Source organism: Enterobacter sp. CM29 (genome assembly GCF_013179605.1).
GTDB classification, from domain to species: Bacteria; Pseudomonadota; Gammaproteobacteria; order Enterobacterales; family Enterobacteriaceae; genus Enterobacter; species Enterobacter intestinihominis.
The window spans coordinates 1-3698 of the sequence record NZ_JABMCU010000287.1; the positions used below are offsets into that span (position 1 = coordinate 1).

The 3698-nt window shown below is 63.7% G+C and carries 4 protein-coding genes and 1 pseudogene; all 5 read left to right on the plus strand.

Annotated elements, in window-relative coordinates; translation table 11 throughout:
- Positions 1-166, plus strand: a pseudogene (locus HP459_RS21910) (alpha/beta hydrolase); the annotation flags it as partial.
- Positions 150-944: an SDR family oxidoreductase gene (locus tag HP459_RS21915; protein ID WP_058646124.1), complete on the plus strand. Its 795-nt coding sequence runs from the start codon at positions 150-152 to the stop codon at positions 942-944. The pseudogene HP459_RS21910 and the gene HP459_RS21915, both read left to right, overlap by 17 nt.
- Positions 945-953: 9 nt before the next feature.
- The gene (locus tag HP459_RS21920) at positions 954-1724 is read left to right on the plus strand and encodes an aspartate dehydrogenase (protein WP_023306904.1); all 771 of its coding nucleotides are present in this window, start codon (positions 954-956) and stop codon (positions 1722-1724) included.
- A gap of 9 nt (positions 1725-1733) precedes the next feature.
- Positions 1734-3203, plus strand: coding sequence for an aldehyde dehydrogenase (locus HP459_RS21925; RefSeq protein ID WP_126490413.1), 1470 nt, complete (start codon positions 1734-1736; stop codon positions 3201-3203).
- A gap of 13 nt (positions 3204-3216) precedes the next feature.
- Positions 3217-3698, plus strand: a 482-nt coding sequence (locus tag HP459_RS21930; RefSeq protein WP_253939669.1) for a thiamine pyrophosphate-binding protein, incomplete at its 3' end; no start/stop codon positions are given.

A 3698-nucleotide genomic window follows, 5' to 3' on the forward strand; every position in this document is an offset into this window, starting at 1 on the left:
CGCGATAACGCAGCCCGAACTGGTGCAGGGGCTGGCGCTGCGCTACGGCATGCCGTTTACCGCCATTCCGCAGGCCGGGCACGCCAGCTATCTCGATAACGACGTGTTTTTCAACCAACAGCTTTTACGCATTAACGAAGAGGTGCGCGATGAATGCACAAATTGACGGGCGCGTAGCGGTAGTCACCGGCGGTTCTTCTGGCATTGGCTTTGAAACGCTGCGCCTGCTGCTGGGTGAAGGGGCGAAAGTCGCCTTCTGCGGCCGTGACCCGGATCGGCTCGCCAGCGCCCATGCGACGCTGCAAAACGAATTCCCCCACGGGGAGATTTTTTCTTACCGCTGCGACGTGCTGAACGCCGACGAGGTTCAGGCCTTTGCGGATGCGGTGCAGGCGCGCTTTGGCGCGGCTGATCTGCTGATCAACAACGCCGGGCAGGGCTACGTGGCGCACTTCCATGACACCCCGCGCGAGGCGTGGCTGCACGAGGCAGAGCTGAAGCTGTTTGGCGTCATCAATCCGGTGCAGGCGTTTCAGCCGCTGCTGGAGCAGTCAGACATTGCCTCTGTTACCTGCGTCAACTCCCTGCTGGCGCTACAGCCGGAGGAGCACATGATCGCTACCTCCGCTGCTCGTGCCGCGCTGCTGAACATGACGCTGACGCTCTCGAAAGAGCTGGTGGGTAAAGGCATTCGCGTCAATTCCATTTTGCTCGGCATGGTGGAGTCCGGCCAGTGGCAGCGCCGCTTTGAAAACCGGGCGGACAAAAGCCAGAGCTGGCAGGAGTGGACGGCGAATATCGCGCGCAAGCGCGGCATTCCAATGGCGCGCCTCGGCAAGCCGCAGGAGCCCGCGCAGGCGCTGCTGTTCCTCGCCTCGCCGCTGGCCTCGTTTACCACCGGCGCCGCGCTGGACGTTTCCGGCGGCTTCTGTCGCCATCTGTAAGGACGCATCATGAAAAAGGTAATGTTGATTGGTTTTGGTGCCATGGCGCAGGCGGTGATTGAGCGCCTGCCTGCCGGTGTGGCTATCGGCTGGATCGTGGCGCGCGCGTCTCACCATGCCGCCATTCACGACCAGTTTGGCGATGCGGTCGAGGCGCTGACGTCGCCAATGGCGTGCGCGCAAACGCCGGATCTGGTGCTGGAATGCGCCAGCCAGCAGGCGGTGGCCCAGTACGGGGAAGAGATCCTGCGTCGCGGCTGGCATCTGGCCGTCATTTCCACCGGCGCGCTGGCGGACAGCGCGCTGGAGCAGCGTCTGCTCGCCGCGGGCGGAAAACTGACTCTGCTTTCCGGTGCAGTGGCCGGTATCGACGGGCTGGCGGCAGCGAAAGAGGGTGGGCTTGAACGCGTCACCTATCAGTCGCGCAAAAGCCCGGCCAGCTGGCGCGGCAGCTATGCCGAGCAGCTTATCGATCTGAATTCAGTGGCTGAGGCAAAGGTCTTTTTTGAAGGCAGCGCTCGCGAGGCGGCGCGGCTGTTCCCGGCGAACGCCAACGTAGCGGCGACCGTGGCGCTCGGCGGCGTCGGGATGGATGACACCCGCGTGCAGCTGATGGTTGACCCGGCAACGAAACGTAACACCCACACGCTGCACGTCGAAGGGCTGTTTGGCGAATTCCATCTGGAGCTGAGCGGGCTGCCGCTGGCGTCTAACCCTAAAACCTCCACCCTGGCGGCACTGAGCGCGGTGCGCGCCTGCCGCGAACTGGCCCTGAGCTGAGGAGTGACGATGGACGATCTGAAGATTTTTATCGGCGGCCAGTGGCGACACGGCGGAGGTAACCCGATGCAGAGCCACTTCCCGGCAGACGGGTCGCTCAATGCGACGCTGAACGCCGCCAGTCTGGATGACCTGGAGGAGGCGGTAGACGCCGGAGAGCGCGCCTGGCGCGATCCCGCCTGGCGTAACAGCCTGCCGCACGTGCGGGCGAAGATCCTGCACAAGGTGGCGGATCTTATTGAATCCCGTGTGGATGAACTGGCGCAGATGCAGAGCCGGGATAACGGCAAGCCGCTGGCGGAAGCGTGCGGGCTGGTGATGAGCGCGGCGGGAACGGCGCGCTACTTTGCCGCCGCCTGCGAGCTGCTGGAAGGGGAACTTCCGACACCGCGCCAGCCGGATCTGCTGACGCTGAGCCGCTACGAGCCCCTTGGCGTGGTAGCGGCCATCACGCCGTGGAACTCGCCGATTGCCAGCGAAATGCAGAAGGTCGCACCGGCGATTGCCGCCGGGAACGCGGTGATCCTCAAGCCCGCCGAAGCCACGCCGCTGATGGCGCTGGAGCTGGCGCGGATTTTTGAACAGGCCGGGCTGCCCGCCGGGCTGCTGAGCGTGCTGCCGGGCAAAGGCTCGGTGATTGGTGATGCGCTGGCGCGTCATCCTCGCGTGCGCAAAATTTCCTTTACCGGCGGAACCACTACGGGCCGTCATCTGGCGCACGTGGCGGCGGAAAAACTGATCCCGGCCTCGCTGGAGTTGGGCGGCAAATCGCCGACTATCGTGCTGGAGGATGCCGATATCGAACAGGCGGCGCGCGGGATCTGCTACGGCATTTTCAGCTCGGCGGGGCAGGCGTGCATCGCCGGATCGCGGCTGTTTATCCACGAGAGTATTTATGCCCCGCTGATGGCGAGGCTGCTGGAATTAACTCGCGGGCTGCGCGTCGGGCATCCGTTTACCGACGGCGTCCATGTAGGACCGCTGATCGGCGAAAAACATCGCCAGAGCGTGATCGAGTACGTCGAACTGGCGAAGCGGGAAGGGGGCCGCGTGCTGTGCGGCGGCGAGATCCCCGCCGATCCCGCTCTGGCAAACGGCAGCTTCTTCCAGCCAACCATTATCGAAGGGCTACACAACAGCGCCCGCGCATGTCAGGAAGAGATCTTCGGCCCGGTGCTGGTGGCGATGCCGTTTGGCGATGAAGCGGCGCTTATTCGCGAGGCGAACGACTCGGTTTACGGCCTGGCGGCGGGGATCTGGACGCGCGATACCGGGCGCGCCCTGCGTCTCAGCGAGCAGCTGGAGGCAGGCACGGTGTGGATCAACACCTACAAAGTTTTTGCGATTTCGACCCCGTTCGGGGGCTTTAAAGAGAGCGGTCTGGGCCGCGAGAAGGGTATCCAGGGGCTGAAAGCCTGGATGCAACAAAAGAGCATTTATCTGGCGACGGGTAACAGCGTCAACCATTGGTGCGACTGAGAAAGGGTGAGCAATGAGCGAAATGATAACCGTCGGCGACGCCATCGCCAGAACGCTGGAGCAGTATCAGGTTGAGGCCATCTACGGCGTCATCTCCATTCACAACCTGCCGATAGCGGATGCGGTTGGGCAGCGGGGCAATATCCGCTTTGTGCCCGCGCGCGGTGAAGCCGGTTCCGTCACCATGGCCGATGCTCACGGGCGCTTTTCCGGCCTCGGCGTGGCGCTGACCAGCACCGGCGCGGGGGCCGGGAACGCGGTAGGCGCGCTGGTGGAAGCGATGAATGCCTGCACGCCGCTGCTGCATTTAACCGGGCAGGTAGAGAAAGCCTGGCTGGACGCCGACACCGGGTTTATCCATGAAACCCGCGATCAGCTGACCTTCCTGAAGGCCAGCTCAAAACGGGCGTACCGTATCAGCAATGCGAATCAGGCGATAGCCATTCTGCATAAAGCCATCCAGGACGCGCAGACCCCGCCGTGCGGACCGGTTTC